Origin of the sequence: Paenibacillus sp. FSL R7-0302 (assembly GCF_038006885.1) — a bacterium.
Taxonomy (GTDB): Bacteria; Bacillota; Bacilli; order Paenibacillales; family Paenibacillaceae; genus Paenibacillus_AQ.
The window spans coordinates 1,384,956-1,401,338 of the sequence record NZ_JBBOWB010000001.1 but is presented as its reverse complement, the minus strand read 5'-3'; the positions used below and the strand labels follow the sequence as shown (position 1 = coordinate 1,401,338).

Here is a 16,383-nt window from a genome sequence, read left to right as displayed (position 1 = left end):
TACTTTGATGGGGGTGGAATGAAGAAGGGTAACACAATGTATGCTGTTTTTCACATACATTCGGGCCATGCGCTTGCTTTGGAGCACAACGTATGCTGTTTTCCACATACATTCGGGCCGTGTGCCTACTTGCGAGCAAATGTATGCTGTTTTTCACATACATTTGGCCGTGTGCCTGTTTGCGAGCAAATGTATGCTGTTTTTCAGATACATTCAGGTCGTGGCCTGCGTGCAAACACATTGCTGTTTTTCACATACATTTGGTCCATATGCCGCTGTATCATCGAATTGTATGCGGTTTCAAGTAATTTATACTAACCTTTTCCACAGCAGCAGGAAACTATAGTTTCCAACTAGATAATGCGTGCCTCTGGGCACGCTACGACAAAAAAGCCCTCGCAAACGAAGGCTTTAATCTCACTCCGGCCATTGGGCATTCTGCCATTTCAGACACCCCGGTCCTCACACCAACCAACTCACTCCTGCCGTGCCTGTGCGGTTGAGCGGCCAGGAATGAATTGAGCCGGCAGCAGAATCCGGGTGATAGGCTGTTCCTGCCCCTGCATCGTAAGTACATTCTCGAAGGCTTGCTTCCCGATGCTGAACTGATTCTGACGCATATGCGTCATTCGGCAGCCCTCATGCGGATCGGGACTGTCGAAGCAAATGACGGACAAGTCTTCGGGAATGCGCAGTCCCAGCTGGCCTGCCGCCTCCTCCACCAGCAAAGCGATGTCATACTCCGCAGCAAACAATGCCGTAATCTGCGGATATTTCCGCAGATGCTCCACCAGCCTGTCCACATCTCCGATCCGGGCCTGCGGGTCGAACACATTCGGCATCGTGGACGTAATCGTCTCCATCCATAGCTCACGGTTCAACAGCAGATTATGCTCCACATGCGCTTCAATAATGCCGTCGATCCGTTCCTCAATGGCTGTGGTATTCGCGGGCGGCGGAGCCAGGAATCCGATATGACGGTGTCCCAGCCCGAACAGATAACGGGTTGCCTCCTTGGCGGCCTGCACATTATCCGTACTGACGGACGAAGCGGGAATACCCTTCAGGTATCGGTCAATCATGACGAACGGGAATTTCTGAATGACCAGCTTCAGAATCTCAGCGCTGAAGTATTCGCCTTGCGCCGGAAAAATAATCAGCCCATCCACACCAATCCCCAGAAGCTGCTGAATCGCCTTCTCTTCCAGTTCCGGAATGCCGAACGACCGCCGCACCACCAGGAAGGCGTCATGGTCCCGCGAAGCCTCTTCCATCCCATAGATCAGCTCGGTACCGTACATATCACTGAAGTGTGTAATGACCAGTCCAATAATCTGTTTCTTGCCTGGGGTCCCGGGCGGCTGCTGGAAATCAAACGGTTTCATTAATAACGAATTCGCATCGGCGACGAAGGAGCCCCTGCCCGGCTGGCGGATAATCAGTTGTTCATCGGCCAGCAGCTTGAGGGCTTTCTTGGCTGTAATCCGGCTCACCCCGAATTCACTGCACAGCTCTTTCTCGGAGGGAACCCGGTCCCCGGCTTTATATTCATGTTGTGTGATCCGTTCGCGCAGCGTTCTAAAAATCATTTCATACATCGGGATCGAGCCCGAGTCATTGGCCATATTCAAGCACCTCCATTACCACTTTCTCTCAAAGACACATCCTAATATACCATGTTATATTAGGAATGTGAAGAATGGGTTATGCTTGCATATGGCTCGTATGATCTTAAATTACCGTGCGCGCTGGCGCAATGGATTTGCTTTCTTCCGCTTATACTGGCTCCGCTCCGGCTGCCCTTCTCCTTCCGAATCCTCCTTACTGGGAGTCACCGCGAAGAAGGACAGCAGGCCGCCAACCGCACCGACACCTGCCATGGTGCCGAACAAGGTCCAGTGTCCCCGATTCATTAAGAGTGACACCACCGGCGGTCCCAGCGCGACCCCGATGAATCTCATGCTGCTGTATAGGGAAGTAATCGTGCCCCGATTTTCCTTCTCGATTCCTTCTGTAATCAGCGCATCCATGCAGGGCAGAACCACCCCGATCCCGATTCCGCTTACACTCAGGAAGCCTACCATGTAATAGATGTTCTCGTTGAAACCTGTCACTAGCGTCGAGGCTGTCAGTAAGGCCATGCCGCCGAACCCGAGCCATTTCATGAGCAGCTTGTTTTTCCCGATGATCTTGCCGCTTCCGTAAGAAGCCAGACACAGCAGGGCAAGCGGAACGGCCAGCACGAAGCCTTTGTAGGCACCATGCAGGTTATATTTCGACTCCAGGATCTCCGATAAATAGAACAATACCCCGAAGGTTGCAAACATACAGATGCCGCCAATCGCAAAAATGGCATACAGCCAACGCCCCCGCTCATGCAGAATCTCTCTGATCCCGGTCAGGAATTGCTTAAGGCTTGTCTTGACCGCCTGCTCCCCGGTCTTCGGCTGCTTGACCAGGAAGATCACCAGCAGGAACGAAATTAGGCACAGGACCGGAATGGCAATGAACGGAGCGTACCACAACAGAGCTCCCAGATAAGCTCCCAGGATCGGGCTTAGCACCTTGCCGAAGGTGTTGGAGGTTTCGATCAGGCCAAGGCCCTTACTGACCTCCTTCTCATCCTTGAACAGATCGCCTACGAACGGAAGCACGATGGGAAAAGCGCCTGCGGCTCCGATCCCCTGAACCAAGCGTCCGGCCAGTATGATCCAATACGCAGTGATTCCGGTGAAGAACCAGGCTGCGGCCACACATCCTGCTCCGCCCAGGGCAGCCAGCAGCAGACTGGGCAGAATGACGATTTCCCGCCCGAAACGGTCCGATAAATACCCGGCAATGGGAATCATCAGAATGGCGATCAGGCCATAGACCGTAATGATCATACTGACTTGAAAAGCACTGATCCGCAGCTCCTTGGAAATCTGCGGCAGAATCGGCAACAGCATGGAGTTGCCGAGTGTCATAATCAGCGGGATGGAAGACAGTGCAATTAATGCCCCTTTAGACCCTTTCATCGTCGAACCACCTTCAATTAGTTTCGCATCCTGTTTATTCTCGGTCTAACGACTGTATTTATACCCTTGAATCAAAATGCTGCTGCGCAGCCAACATCAGTTGAAGAGGGACCTGCCCTTAACCATCAGATACCAGAGGTAGCATAACGAACAGGCCAGTAAATAAGATACAAACGTCCAGCCCAGATTCCAGCCGTGAGCATAGCTTACTTTCCCGCTTAGCACCAGGCAGAACTCAAACATAGTTTTGCAGAACGTAAACAGCAAGAGAAGAAGCAGCGAATTCAGGGAAGACCTCCTTACCGTATAGATAAGCAGACAGGAGACCACCGGAAATATCCCCAGATTATAGGGAAGAAAGGATAGAATTCCCAAGCCGGCCGGAGTAATGCTCCACCACTTCATATGGTATCCGACCTCATCGAACACAAAGGCGATTACACTTGCAATAGGTGCGATGAGCAGGATAACTGAGCTGTCTTGTCTGAGAAAATAACTGGCTATACACCACGGAATAATCCATCCGATGATTACGTTAATAAGCATTTACTTCCATTCCTCCATCTAAATTCACATCTGCCTATTATGGCTTAATGAATTGCCCCTTATGCGTGTAGGCGGTCATCCGCAGGCCTCTTGCTGGTTGTCCTAATCCTGACATTGGCTGAATAAGCTAGCTATATCAAGGAGGTGGACAACATTAACATATTTATAGGTTACATGGTTCTGGGTTTGTCCCTGTCGGCACCGATCGGCCCCGTCAATGCGGCTCAGCTCGACAAAGGATTGCGCGGAGGCTTCATGCATTCCTGGGCAGTCGGCCTCGGTGCGGTCAGCGCCGATATCATCTACATGCTGCTGGTATATTTCGGCATGATTCATCTGCTGGATGCCCCGTTCATCAAGGCGTTCCTCTGGTTGTTCGGGTTCTTCGTCCTGGTCTACACCGGCGTGGAGAGCATCAAATATTCGGGAGAGCTGTCGGCAGCCGAGATGAGGAAGAGCGAAGCCCCCCTGTCCAGATCTTTTGTGTCGGGATTCCTCATGTCCCTGTTCAATCCGCTCTCCATCCTGTTCTGGCTGGGTATCTACGGCTCGATCCTGGCCAAGGCAGCCAGCGAATACCCGGTGCAGCATCTATTGATCTACAGCGGCGCCATCGTGCTCGGCATTCTGCTCTGGGATGTGACCATGGCCGCAGCCTCCAGTATCTTCCGCAAATTCCTGACTCCCCGGGTATTGCGGGCCATCTCCGTATTATCCGGCCTGTCTCTCGTCGGATTCGGCTTCTATTTCGGCGTTCAGGCTGTCCGACTGCTGTTCTTTCATTAGAGCTTGTTCTCCAGCAAATAAACATATCCGCTAAGCATCAACTCATTCATATGGAACAAATTCCCATGAACAAATACATAATTAGAATAGGCAAGACTACTTCCCATAATTGAGTATCGACATATACTGAACTACTCAATTATGAAGGAGGTATTTATTTGTCAACGCCAAATGTTCCCAATATTACTCCGTCAATTACATTGACGCGGGACGATGCAATTAATATGTTGTTCTCTTCCATTGCCATGGAAGAACTCGGTTTGGCTCATATTATTAATACAGAAGGAGAGAAAATCCAGTTCGCACTGGGTACACTGCCGGGACTCACCGGTCCACCTGCCACTCTGGCACAGATTCTGTCGGTGAACAATAGCGCACAAGGGTTACTGGGCACCATTCTCCGGCAGGAAATGATGCTTGATTCCAAGCTGGAGGCTGCTTCAAGTGTTCCCAGCATGATTGGTCCCTCAGGTCCTGTAGGGCCTGCGGGTGCTGCAAGTCCTGTTACCAGCGTCAATGGCCTGACTGGTGATGTTGTGCTGGACCCTGCAGAAGTAGGAGCAGTTCCCCTCACAGAGAATCCTTCTTATTACCCCTTAGGCTCATTTACCCAAGCCGGAGTCTACAGTTCCAACGATCCTCATGGATTCCCCCCTGTTGATAGTCCGCCAGTAGCGCATCGAGCCGTCTGGACCCTGTATGTATCTCGGGTTGGGTCTTTCATTCAGCAGATTTATATCTCCAATCCTGCCCTTTATTACCGCAGCAGTCCAGATAACGGAGTGAACTGGACTGCATGGCAAGAGATTGGCGAACGCGGCGCGACAGGGATCACAGGCCCGACCGGTCCAGATGCTACTGTAGCTCCACAAGGCGTTACCGGGACCACCGGACCCGAAGGTATCACCGGAAACACGGGCATGACCGGGAACACAGGGGTTACCGGTCATACAGGCGTCTCCGGAGCCACAGGCGATACTGGAAATACCGGCGTTACCGGGAACACGGGTGTGACCGGACCTACAGGTGCCACTGGACCTACTGGTGTCACCGGATCGACAGGTGTCACTGGACTTACAGGTGTCACCGGGCCAACGGGTATTACTTCTGGACCCACGGGCGAGACCGGCCTCACTGGCGTTACGGGCGTTACGGGATTCACAGGCGCAACGGGTGTTACCAGCGCTACAGCTTTCACCGGAGCAACAGGTATTACTGGCGACACGGGCGTGACCGGAAACACAGGCGTGACCGGTGACACGGGTGGTACGGGTGTCACTGGGGACATTACGGGCGACACGGGTGTTACCAGCGTTACCGGAGGCGTGACCGGTGACACAGGCTTCACCGGTGTTACGGGCCTTACCAGCGTCACGGGAGGCGTGACCGGCGACACAGGCTTCACCGGCGATACGGGCGTGACCAGCGTCACAGGGGGCGTTACTGGCGATACGGGTTTCACCGGCGATACGGGCGTGACCAGCGTCACGGGGGGCGTTACCGGTGACACGGGTGTTACCAGCGTCACTGGCGGCGTGACCGGTGACACGGGCTTCACAGGCGTTACGGGCACAACAAGTATTACAGGCGGTGCTACTGGGGATACAGGATTCACCGGCGTTACCGGCGTTACCAGCGTCACAGGGGGCGTTACCGGCGACACGGGCTTCACCGGTGCTACGGGGGTGACCAGTATCACGGGGGGCGCAACTGGCGACACGGGTGTTACCAGCGTCACAGGGGGCATTACCGGCGACACGGGCTTCACCGGCGCTACGGGCATTACCAGCGTCACGGGGGGCGTTACCGGTGACACAGGCTTCACTGGAGTTACGGGAGTGACCAGCGTCACGGGGGGCGTTACCGGTGACACAGGCTTCACTGGTGCTACGGGCGTTACCAGCGTTACAGGGGGCATTACCGGCGCTACAGGCCTCACTGGCGATACAGGCTTTACCGGCGCTACAGGGGTTGTCACAGGAGCGACTGGGGCAGCAGGATTATCCAGTGACTTTGCCAATGCCACTATCGACAGCGGCACTCCTACTGTTAATGGGAATTCCCCGGTTCCCTTCAACACCATTATTCCTACAGGTGGAAGTAACAATATATCACTTGATCCTGTAACAGGAATATTCACTTTGGCTGGCGGTCATATTTATCTAGCCATCTATTCTGTAGGGTCTGAGCGGGATAAGTCCTTTCAGTTCGCTAGAGGTGTGTTTCCGGATCCTCCAGATACAGTGATACCAGGAACTCTGACACTAGCAACAAGCGGCTCCGACGCTAATCACACTTCGACTACGGTTATTGATCTTATGACAGTCTCTTCAATTACACTAGCAGTCCTGAATGCTCAAAGTACAGCTGCTATTGTTAATGGTGCCAGATGCCAGGTGACGATTGTGACACTAAGATAATGAACGATTAAATCATGAAGGAGGGTTTTATTTGTCAACACCTAATATTCCAAATATAACACCATCTATCACATTGACAAGGGATGATGCCGTTAACCTGATCTTCTCTTCAATCGCTATGGAAGAACTCGGTTTGGCTCACATTCTCAATGCAGAGGGAGAGAAGATCCAGTATGCTCTGGGCACGCTGCCGGGACTCAGCGGTCCGCCAGCTACTGTTGCCCAGCTGCTGCAGCTTAACAACAACGTACGCTCCATGCTGAATACGACCTCCAAGCATGAAATGATGCTGGATTCTGTATTAAGCACTGCCTCCAATCTCAAAGTTGTAATTGGAGCGACGGGGCCTACAGGACCTACGGGTGCTGCCGGCGGCCTCTTAAGTATCAATGGTCAAACCGGAACGGTTGTGCTTGACTCTGAGGATATCGGGGCTATGCCTTTAACCCAAGAGCCGACTGAATCCAATCTGGACTTGTTCATAGAAACCGGTGTCTATAGCTCCGCTAGTCCCAATGGAATAGATCCTGACAACGGTCCGCCGCTTGTAGCTCATCCCACAGTCTGGACCTTGTATGTCTCCAAGGTGGGAGAATATGTTCAGCAGCTCTATATCTCCAACCCTGTCCTCTATTACCGCAGCAGCCAGGATGAGGGAGCGAACTGGACACCCTGGCAAGAGATCGGGCAGCAAGGCTTCACCGGACCTACCGGCACTACTGGCGCAGGCCTTACGGGTATAACAGGCTTTACCGGAGACACGGGAACTGAAGGGCAGACCGGTGCCACCGGACTAACCGGTATTACTGGAGCCACCGGCGTCACTGGGCCAACGGATATCATCGGGCCAACCGGTGTCACGGGATCAACGGGTATAACCGGCACGACCGGCGTAGAAATGATGGGGCTCACTGGAGCGACCGGCCTCACCGGTGAGACGGGCGTCACCGGAGCGACCGGCGTTACCGGACCGGCGGGTATGACTGGAGCGACCGGGCTTACCGGGCCCACCGGCCTCACCGGAGCGACGGGCGTTACCGGGGCCACCGGGATTACAGGGCCTACAGGGGATACCGGGCCTACAGGCGTCACCGGGCCTACAGGCATTACCGGGCCGACAGGTGTTACCGGGCCGACGGGTGATACAGGGCCTACAGGCGTCACCGGGCCGACCGGGGACACAGGCCCCACAGGGGTTACAGGACCCACCGGCGTCACTGGACCGGACGGTGTCACCGGGCCAACGGGGGTTACCGGACCCACAGGGGTTACCGGACCCACCGGAGACACGGGCCCCACTGGGGTAACGGGAAATACAGGGATAACGGGGCCAACAGGAGTCACAGGGCCAACAGGAGTCACCGGACCCGCTGGCACCACCGGACCAACGGGGGTTACCGGACCGACCGGCGTTACTGGTGACACCGGCAGCACGGGTCCCACCGGTATCACCGGGCCAACCGGGGTTACAGGACCGACCGGGGTCACTGGACCGACCGGGGTCACTGGACCGACTGGCTTCACCGGACCCACCGGGGATACCGGACCGACGGGCATTACCGGGCCCACGGGGGATACCGGACCGACGGGCACTACCGGGCCGACCGGCGTTACCGGACCTACAGGGGACACCGGGCCGACCGGCGTCACTGGACCGACCGGCATCACAGGGCCGACCGGGGACACGGGTCCCACCGGTGTTACCGGACCCACCGGCGTTACCGGGCCCGCAGGGGTTACCGGACCAACGGGGGTTACCGGATCGACCGGCGTTACCGGACCGACCGGCGTTACCGGGCCAACAGGATTTACCGGGCCGGCAAATGACTACATGTATGCTAATATAACCGCCGACCCGTCTCCAACTGTTGGCCCTAATGCAGCTGTTCCGTTCGACGCTTATGTTGGAACAAGCAATAATATTGCACTTGCCGCAGGAACCTTTACTTTACAAGCCGGGCACGCCTACCTGGCTATTTACACGGTAGGGGCCGGTAATAATAACTCCTTCCGCTTTGCAAGGGGTGTAGCTCCTGGCGTTCCAAATACTCTCGTTCCGGGCACTCTTACGTCAGCATCCAATAATACAAATGTCAATCACACGACAAGTGCCATTATTGATCTTCGCGGTGAGACAACTGCTGCTACTTTGGAGGTTCAAAATGTTGGAGGGGGAAATATAACAGTTGTCTCTGCCAGATGCGGAGTTACGATAAATACGTTGACATAACGATATACTGATCATCAAATCATGAAGGAGGGTTTCACTTTGTCTACACCCAATATTCCCAATATCTCTCCAACGATCACATTAACAAGAGATAATGTCGTTAACATGTTGTTCTCTTCGATCGCTATGGAAGAACTCGGTTTGGCCCACATTATTAATGCGGAAGGGGAGAAGATTCAGTTTGCTCTAGGCACACTGCCAGGAATAAGCGGTCCGAATGCCACACTGGCACAGGTGCTGGAGGTGAATAACAGTACTCAAGACATGCTGAATACCATCATCCGCCAGGAAATGATGCTGGACTCGAAATTACAGACCGCCTCTGGTATTCCAACGATAACAGGACCGACTGGACCGACTGGAGCTACTGGACTTCCAGGAGCCGTCACCAGTGTCAACACCCAGATCGGAGCCGTTGTAATTGATGCCGAGGACATAGGCGCTCTGCCTTTAAGCGAGGAAACGTCTGATTCTGATCTAGACTCATTCACCGAAGCCGGTGTCTACAGCTCCGATAATCCCAATGGAGGAGATCCTCGTCACGGTCCGCCGCTTGTAGCTCACCCCGCAGTCTGGACCTTGTACGTCTCCAAGGTTGGAGAGTATATTCAGCAGCTCTATATCTCTAATCCTGTCCTCTATTACCGTAGCAGTCAGGATGACGGAGAGCACTGGACAGACTGGCAAGAGATTGGGCAACGCGGCTCCACTGGCCCCCAGGGTGCTACTGGTGACAGCATTACTGGTCCAACAGGGCCGTCGGGCGTCACCGGGCCAACCGGCACCACCGGGCCTACAGGGTTAACCGGTCCCTCGGGCATCACCGGGCCAACCGGCACCACCGGGCCCACAGGATTCACTGGACCCACGGGTGTTACAGGGCCGACGGGCGTCACCGGAACCACGGGGGCTACCGGAGCTACTGGCGTTACCGGACCCACCGGCGTCACCGGACCGACCGGCGTTACCGGGCCCACCGGCGTCACAGGAAATACAGGGGTAACTGGGCCGTCGGGCGTCACGGGGCCCACTGGCGTCACGGGGCCCACCGGCACCACCGGGCCGTCGGGAACCACCGGACCCACTGGCGTCACGGGGCCCACCGGCGTCACCGGGCCTACCGGCACCACCGGGCCCACCGGCGTCACCGGACCTACTGGCGTCACCGGACCCACCGGCGTCACCGGGCCGACGGGAACCACCGGACCCACTGGCGTCACCGGACCCACTGGTGTCACCGGGCCGACGGGAACCACCGGACCCACTGGCGTCACCGGGCCCACTGGTGTCACCGGGCCCACTGGTACCACCGGACCCACTGGCGTCACTGGGCCCACCGGGGTCACCGGACCCACCGGCGTCACTGGACCCACCGGCGTCACCGGGCCGACGGGAACCACCGGACCCACCGGCGTCACTGGACCCACCGGCGTCACCGGGCCGACGGGAACCACCGGACCCACCGGCGTCACCGGACCCACCGGGGTCACCGGGCCGACGGGAACCACCGGACCCACTGGCGTCACTGGACCTACCGGCGTTACCGGACCCACCGGTGTCACCGGACCGACGGGTGTCACCGGGCCGACAGGCACCACTGGACCCACTGGCGTCACCGGACCCACCGGTGTCACCGGGCCCACAGGCACCACCGGGCCGACAGGCGTCACCGGGCCAACAGGCGTCACCGGACCCACTGGTACTACCGGGCCAACAGGCACCACCGGACCCACTGGTGTCACCGGACCCGCCGGCGTCACCGGACCCACTGGTACTACCGGGCCCACAGGCACCACCGGACCCACTGGGGTGACAGGTGTCTCAGGTGAACCTCTTAACGCTGTGTATGCTACTATATCGGTTACCGGTCTGACTGCCGAGCCTCAAGGTCCGGTGCCGTTTGATACTCTTAATGGAACAAGCGACACAGTAACACTTACACCAACTGGAACCATTAATTTAACCGCTGGGCACTCTTATCTAGTCATATATTCTGTAGGAGGCACTCCTGATAACAGATACCAACTTTCCATTGGTACTTTCCCTGATCCCCCAACGAATTTTGTTTCGGGAACATTATCTTTATCCACTAACGCCTCAAATGTCAATCACACTGCAAATGCGATTATTGATCTTATCGGAGGAGTAAATACTACCATGCAGGTCCAAAATATGTTAGGTACTCCTGTAATTATTACTACCCCAAACAGATGCGAAGTGACCATCATTACTTTAATTTAAAATTAGCTATAAACAAGGCAGCGATTCTCCCAAACCGGAGAATCGCTGCTTTTATTCCATTAGATCTTGTTCTTCCGCAGCCGAATGCCCTTAATCCGAATTCCTGGACCCCCATGCAGTGAATGATAGGGTACGGCTGCATGCTTGCTGCGGACATGCTGAACGATCCAGTCCCACAGCGCAATCAGCACTACAATCAGCAGGCTGATGTAGAAGCCCGGGCGGCTCAGCTTATAGAACAAGGTTCCGGTGACCGCCACCAGAATCAGTATCAGCCCGCTCCAGCGCTTCACTGCGCCCAGCGTACTTGGCTTCAGCAGCTTGCCCGAGGAGAGCAGAATGAAGGCCCAGTTATAGAGAATCATCAGTCCGGCTGCGGTAGTGATGTATTCATACACCTTCCCCGGCAGCCACAAGGACATCATAATGGCTCCGGTCAGACCGGCGGCAATCAGACACAGCGCGAAGAACGGGTACTTCTCCTTCCATTTCTTCGAGAACACCCTGGGCGCATCCCCCTCCTGGGCCAGCGTAAGCATCATTGAGGTGATTGCGTACAGCGAGGCAGTCATAGTAGAGAAGCCGGCAATGATCAGCACGCCATTGAACAGATGCGGCACGAAGGCCAGATGTTCGCTGCGCAAGGCCAGCATGAAGGGACTTTCCTTCGGGTTAAAAGCGCTTAGCGGCACCATAATCACCGCAAGTCCAATAGACAGGATATACACGGACGCCAGTCCCACCAGCATCACCTTCCCTGCCTTCGGGGCATCCTCCGGATTCTTGAGCCTGTAAGACATAATCCCCAGCACCTCAATGCCCCCATAGGCATAAAAGGCAAAAATAAACGCAGACCAAAGCCCGATACCTCCCGCAGGAAAGAACCCCTTATAGCCCTGCGGCAGCTTCGGGGTGTACTTGCCGCCGCCAATCCAGCCTGCCAGCAGCGCCGCCGCCAGCGCCAGGAACATCAGAATGGCCGCCACCTTGATGACGGCCAGCAGATTCTCCACCCGGTCGAAGCCCTTATTGCCGAAGAATACAATCCCCAGGCCAACCGCCGCGACCCCGGCCGCGAACACCCACATGGGTACGGCTGGGAACCAGAAGCGCGAGAAAATGGATAATGCGGTGAGCTGGCTGCCCATAATCAGCAGCTCCGAGAACCAGTACAGCCAGCCGCTGCCGAAGCCGGCCCAATTCCCGAAGGCTTGCTTCGCATAGGAGCGGAAGGAGCCTTGTTCAGGCTGCTCCGCCGTCATCCGGGCCAGGGCATCGAATACAACATAAGTTCCCGCAGCAGCTAACAGGTAGACCAGCAGCACCGTCGGGCCACCGATCGAAATCGCCAGACCCGAACCGAGGAAATAACCGGTTCCGATTGTCCCCGCAATGCCGAGCAGACTCAGTTGCCACCATTTTAACTTCTTTTCTTCTGTAGTCTTGCCGGATGCAGTCTTACCGGAAGCTTGCTTCATGAATTCCATCCTTATCGTCTTCAGAATTGGGGCTTTCACTCCAATTGTAGAATTCCCGGTCCGTGCGGATTCATGAATTTTATTTTCTCTTAGAATGGCGTTTGATTACGCCTGTCCTCATGATATTCAGCTTAGAAAGATTCAGTGACAGGCTGCTTCAACAAAAAGGCGCTTATACGCGTATCAATTGATCATAACCGTTCTTTATGCTCTGGAGCGACGTGTAACGGGGCAGGTAGCCTATTTGGGTGGCTCTGTGGTTAAGAGAATAATAGTTAGTCTTAGAGCCGGTTATGGAGTTATAGGAAGGATTATCTTGTATTTCATACTTAAGCCCGTAGGAACCTGCGAAGTAATCCAGAATCTCAAACTTCGCCGCAGGCTTTAGTGAAAATACATCATATACATTATTCCGTACATCTTCCTTCATACACAGCTTGATGAGCTGGACCAAATCCCAGGGGTGCACATAGTCTCTAACGATGTTGTCCGATGAGGTGTGCAGAATCTCTCCCTTTCTAAGGTGATCAATGATATCTGTCAGCAAATACCGTGAATCCAGATCAATAAACTCGCTAAAAAAACCAAATATCCGTAGATCCACAATGCGGTACTGGCCCAGACTTCTGTGCTTGGCCTCCATGTTCAGCTTGGTGATCCCGTAAAATTCCTGAGCGGATAGATGGTTGGGATCAAGCTTGAGCCACTTCCCGTCTGTAGCAGGCTGGTCGAAGTCAGACCCGTATACCGCCCCGCTGCTTAGATTGATATATATGGCAGCCGGATTCTCATGCAGATATTCCAGAATCAGCTTGTCGTAATGCTCGGTAATCTCAAAGACCTTGAACGGATGCTGAATGAGGTCACGCGGATCTCCGATCCCCACCCCATTGATAATCACATCATAGTCCGCCGTAAGTTCGAATTGACTGTACTCACAGAGCCGGGCATGTTTCTGAAGCTGCTTTTCCTCCAGGAAAAGGGCCATTCTGTCTCTGAACCGTGAGAATAAATACAGCTCATACTCCTGTGAAGCAGCTAGACCGAGAATCAGGTTCCTCGCAATGTGCCCAGTGGCTCCCAGTATAGCAATCTTATTTGGTGTGGGACTCTTCACAGCCGCCTCGCCGAGATTTCCCGCAGCTTCATCAGCCCATCTTCATAGTAATCTTCATTTGCGTAGTATTCTGTATAATAATCTTCATAATTCGAGATGTCACTTGAGTATCCATATCTCACAATAATATCGTACAATGGAATAATCACCCCGTACACACGCTTCTTCTTCTCCTCACGAATCGTCTCACTTTTCAGAGTCCGGCCTTCATAATGCAGAAACACATCCAGCGCACTCTTAATTACCATTCTACCTACGTTATATCCCTCTGGCGCAACCCCTGCAAAATAATATATTTTTTGGTTTATTATACAAAACTTAGGGTCCAAAGCAAGAATATCATATAGCCAATACATATGAATGATCCCCGTGGAAGCATACTTCGTTGTATCCTCAATCTGACTCCAAAGTGAGCGTTTCATCGTATTCATGGTCATGTGCACCGCATCATTACTTGTATGTGTCAGGAATAGATCACTGCCCTCCATGGTAACTACTTGCCCATCCGTATTCAACTGATTCGTATGAAACAGCGCACAATCAAGGTTGTTGAGCACAATCCCTATGAAATCAATCAGCGCCCCATCAAGCCAGTAATCATCGTCTCCATTCAATTTAATAAAGCTCCCTCTCGCCAGTGAGGAGACATGAGCCATATTGAGATCGAACCCTATGTTCTGTTCATTCCGGCTATAACGAAAGCTGGAGAATAACTTGGTATATGACTCACCGACCTCCTGTGTAGTATCCTGCGAGTGATTATCCGTGACTACCACTTCCACCAGGTCCTCATCACAAATTTGACTATAAATGGATTGAAGATTATTGTTCAGATGATGAGCACGATTATAGGTCGGAATGACTATCGACAACAGGGGATGCTCCCGGCGGCGTTCAAGTGCAGCTTTTGTTTCTTCCTCACCGTGCACGATAACCCATTCGAGTGTTTCAGGAATGAACACTTTGGTAACGACAGCGGGATTGCCGGAGACCGTGCAGAAGCTTGGAACATCCTCAACAACTACACTATTAAGCTCAACAATACTGAATTTTCCAATATTTACATTTCCGGCAATTACGCTATGTGCGCGAAGGACACATCCATCCCCCACCTCCAGCGTTTCCGGGCTATTCATCTCTTCTGAAGTGCTTACCCAACTTGGAAAACCCGGTCTAACCGTCCGGTCTGATATAATGACATAAGGTTCAATCTGCACATTCCGGCCTATGTGGACTTTATGGTTACTGTTAACATGAAAACCTGCTCCAATACTGCAACCGTCCTTAATTGTCAAACTAGGAGCATTGCCTGAATCCGCTCCCTTGATCCTCCAGTGATAACCCGCCTGCACATTTACATGGTTGCCTATAGAAACACAGGAGGGATTGGATACATAACCATTCTCCGCCAATACCGATTGTGATCCAAAACTGAAATAGCTCCCTTGTTCAGGGTTCGGTACATCCATTATATTAACCCCTTTCAATTTCAAACTACGCCTCTGCTTCCCAAAAAACGCCTAACACCTCTTTTGATTAATATTCACGCACGACTTTTTTATACATAAAAAACAATTGGTTACAGCTTCTGTTCACACTCTGGGAAACCATAAATCCCAGTAAGGCTGGTACTCCGGCCATAATAATGTAGTGTCTGGCTCTAATCCACGGTAGTGACGCATGTATCCGGCCAGGTACGAAAAGGAGTTCCCGTGCGGACCCAGAAAGTGAGGAGCATTCAGGCAGACCAGCCAATCCACCAACGCCTGCTCTTCCAGAGACAGGGCTTGAAATTCCTCCCAAAGTCCCGAAGATCGCCGCAGAATTTCTTTTTTACTAAGCAGAACCGTATCTGGGAATCTTTCCGTCAGCTCTTTGGAAGCCCTTCTGAGAACCTCTTCCTTCACACCGGTTGCTATATATACTGCCGACATTGCAGGGAACTGAGCCAAGTGGCCGGCTGCCAGATGCACATACTGCTGTGCGTAATTATCAAGACTTATGTTCATGGCCTCTTGGCCATACAATATATCTCCTTCGATACGTAATTGCATAGCAGCCCATTTGGGGTAATGGGACATAGAGCCGATGATCGTGTGGGCTAATTCCAACGGCTTGGCGGCAAAAGGAAGTGAAGCAGCTATCCAGATCCCCGTGTTATGGGCCTCCTCTGGAGTCAAGGTGCTGATAGGAAAACGGGAGCATCTAACCGCATGTTCAGACAATGATTCTGCATCTCTCAGTCTAAGGAGTGACACGCTTCGGGAGGCCAGGACTGACTGGAATTGATCTACCTCTATGAAAGCATCAATAGACAAAGGTGAAAAAAAAGGCTCATCGGTCAGATTAATAAAGTTGCGTGTTTGACCATCGGCAAGGATAATACAGGCGGATTCTCCCCGTTCAATGCACAGGAATGCTTCCGATACTGCCCTGTAAAGAGCCATCAGCTGATTGCAGAGTCCCTCCATCCCTTGCACATGGTTCTGGAAATATTTCATCTATTCACCTCTATTTTTGGATTGCATAATAATTAAATTATTCGCTT

11 protein-coding genes are annotated in these 16,383 nt (G+C 53.3%); 4 read left to right on the top strand and 7 right to left on the bottom strand.

The window, feature by feature from the left end; translation table 11 throughout:
- Nucleotides 1-476 precede the first annotated feature (476 nt).
- The 3 genes from MKY96_RS05965 to MKY96_RS05955 all read right to left on the bottom strand — a co-directional run bounded on the left by MKY96_RS05965 (nucleotide 477) and on the right by MKY96_RS05955 (nucleotide 3,563).
- Nucleotides 477-1,625, bottom strand: coding sequence for a GntR family transcriptional regulator (locus MKY96_RS05965; protein ID WP_076084143.1), 1,149 nt, complete (start codon nucleotides 1,623-1,625; stop codon nucleotides 477-479).
- Between the two features lie 111 nt (nucleotides 1,626-1,736).
- Entirely contained in the window at nucleotides 1,737-3,017 is a 1,281-nt protein-coding gene (locus MKY96_RS05960) for an MFS transporter (RefSeq protein WP_340939159.1), read from the bottom strand.
- Between the two features lie 96 nt (nucleotides 3,018-3,113).
- Nucleotides 3,114-3,563 carry a CBO0543 family protein gene (locus MKY96_RS05955; protein WP_340939157.1) on the bottom strand — a complete coding sequence of 150 codons (450 nt, stop codon included), beginning with the start codon at nucleotides 3,561-3,563 and terminating at the stop codon, nucleotides 3,114-3,116.
- A 174-nt stretch (nucleotides 3,564-3,737) separates the two neighbouring features.
- Here MKY96_RS05955 and MKY96_RS05950 point away from each other — a divergent pair, with 174 nt between their 5' ends.
- The 4 genes from MKY96_RS05950 to MKY96_RS05935 all read left to right on the top strand — a co-directional run bounded on the left by MKY96_RS05950 (nucleotide 3,738) and on the right by MKY96_RS05935 (nucleotide 11,240).
- A complete protein-coding gene (locus tag MKY96_RS05950; protein ID WP_445671420.1) occupies nucleotides 3,738-4,349 on the top strand; it encodes a LysE family transporter in 612 nt (203 codons plus the stop codon).
- 158 nt (nucleotides 4,350-4,507) lie between these two features.
- Nucleotides 4,508-6,769 (top strand): beta strand repeat-containing protein, encoded by a 2,262-nt coding sequence (locus MKY96_RS05945; protein WP_340939155.1) that lies wholly within the window; start codon nucleotides 4,508-4,510, stop codon nucleotides 6,767-6,769.
- 31 nt (nucleotides 6,770-6,800) lie between these two features.
- On the top strand, nucleotides 6,801-8,999 hold the full coding sequence (locus MKY96_RS05940; RefSeq protein WP_340939153.1) for a collagen-like protein: 2,199 nt from the start codon (nucleotides 6,801-6,803) through the stop codon (nucleotides 8,997-8,999).
- Between the two features lie 39 nt (nucleotides 9,000-9,038).
- Nucleotides 9,039-11,240: a pyocin knob domain-containing protein gene (locus tag MKY96_RS05935; protein WP_340939151.1), complete on the top strand. Its 2,202-nt coding sequence runs from the start codon at nucleotides 9,039-9,041 to the stop codon at nucleotides 11,238-11,240.
- Between the two features lie 59 nt (nucleotides 11,241-11,299).
- Here MKY96_RS05935 and MKY96_RS05930 read toward each other — a convergent pair whose 3' ends face one another.
- The 4 genes from MKY96_RS05930 to MKY96_RS05915 form a co-directional block, all read right to left on the bottom strand.
- Nucleotides 11,300-12,718 (bottom strand): amino acid permease, encoded by a 1,419-nt coding sequence (locus tag MKY96_RS05930; protein WP_340939148.1) that lies wholly within the window; start codon nucleotides 12,716-12,718, stop codon nucleotides 11,300-11,302.
- 172 nt (nucleotides 12,719-12,890) lie between these two features.
- Nucleotides 12,891-13,835, bottom strand: coding sequence for an NAD-dependent epimerase/dehydratase family protein (locus MKY96_RS05925; protein ID WP_340939146.1), 945 nt, complete (start codon nucleotides 13,833-13,835; stop codon nucleotides 12,891-12,893).
- Nucleotides 13,832-15,304 (bottom strand): glycosyltransferase, encoded by a 1,473-nt coding sequence (locus tag MKY96_RS05920; RefSeq protein WP_340939145.1) that lies wholly within the window; start codon nucleotides 15,302-15,304, stop codon nucleotides 13,832-13,834. Before MKY96_RS05920 ends, MKY96_RS05925 begins: the two co-directional genes overlap by 4 nt.
- 123 nt (nucleotides 15,305-15,427) lie before the next feature.
- Nucleotides 15,428-16,336 carry a hypothetical protein gene (locus tag MKY96_RS05915; protein ID WP_340939143.1) on the bottom strand — a complete coding sequence of 303 codons (909 nt, stop codon included), beginning with the start codon at nucleotides 16,334-16,336 and terminating at the stop codon, nucleotides 15,428-15,430.
- Nucleotides 16,337-16,383 lie beyond the last annotated feature (47 nt).

Excerpts from the sequence above, each read along its gene's own strand:
- MKY96_RS05965 (WP_076084143.1), bottom strand. The coding sequence starts at position 1,625 with ATGGCCAATGACTCGGGCTCGATCCCGATGTATGAAATGATTTTTAGA.
- MKY96_RS05960 (WP_340939159.1), bottom strand. The coding sequence starts at position 3,017 with ATGAAAGGGTCTAAAGGGGCATTAATTGCACTGTCTTCCATCCCGCTG.
- MKY96_RS05955 (WP_340939157.1), bottom strand. The coding sequence starts at position 3,563 with ATGCTTATTAACGTAATCATCGGATGGATTATTCCGTGGTGTATAGCC.
- MKY96_RS05950 (WP_445671420.1), top strand. The coding sequence starts at position 3,738 with ATGGTTCTGGGTTTGTCCCTGTCGGCACCGATCGGCCCCGTCAATGCG.
- MKY96_RS05930 (WP_340939148.1), bottom strand. The coding sequence starts at position 12,718 with ATGAAGCAAGCTTCCGGTAAGACTGCATCCGGCAAGACTACAGAAGAA.
- MKY96_RS05920 (WP_340939145.1), bottom strand. The coding sequence starts at position 15,304 with ATGGATGTACCGAACCCTGAACAAGGGAGCTATTTCAGTTTTGGATCA.
- MKY96_RS05915 (WP_340939143.1), bottom strand. The coding sequence starts at position 16,336 with ATGAAATATTTCCAGAACCATGTGCAAGGGATGGAGGGACTCTGCAAT.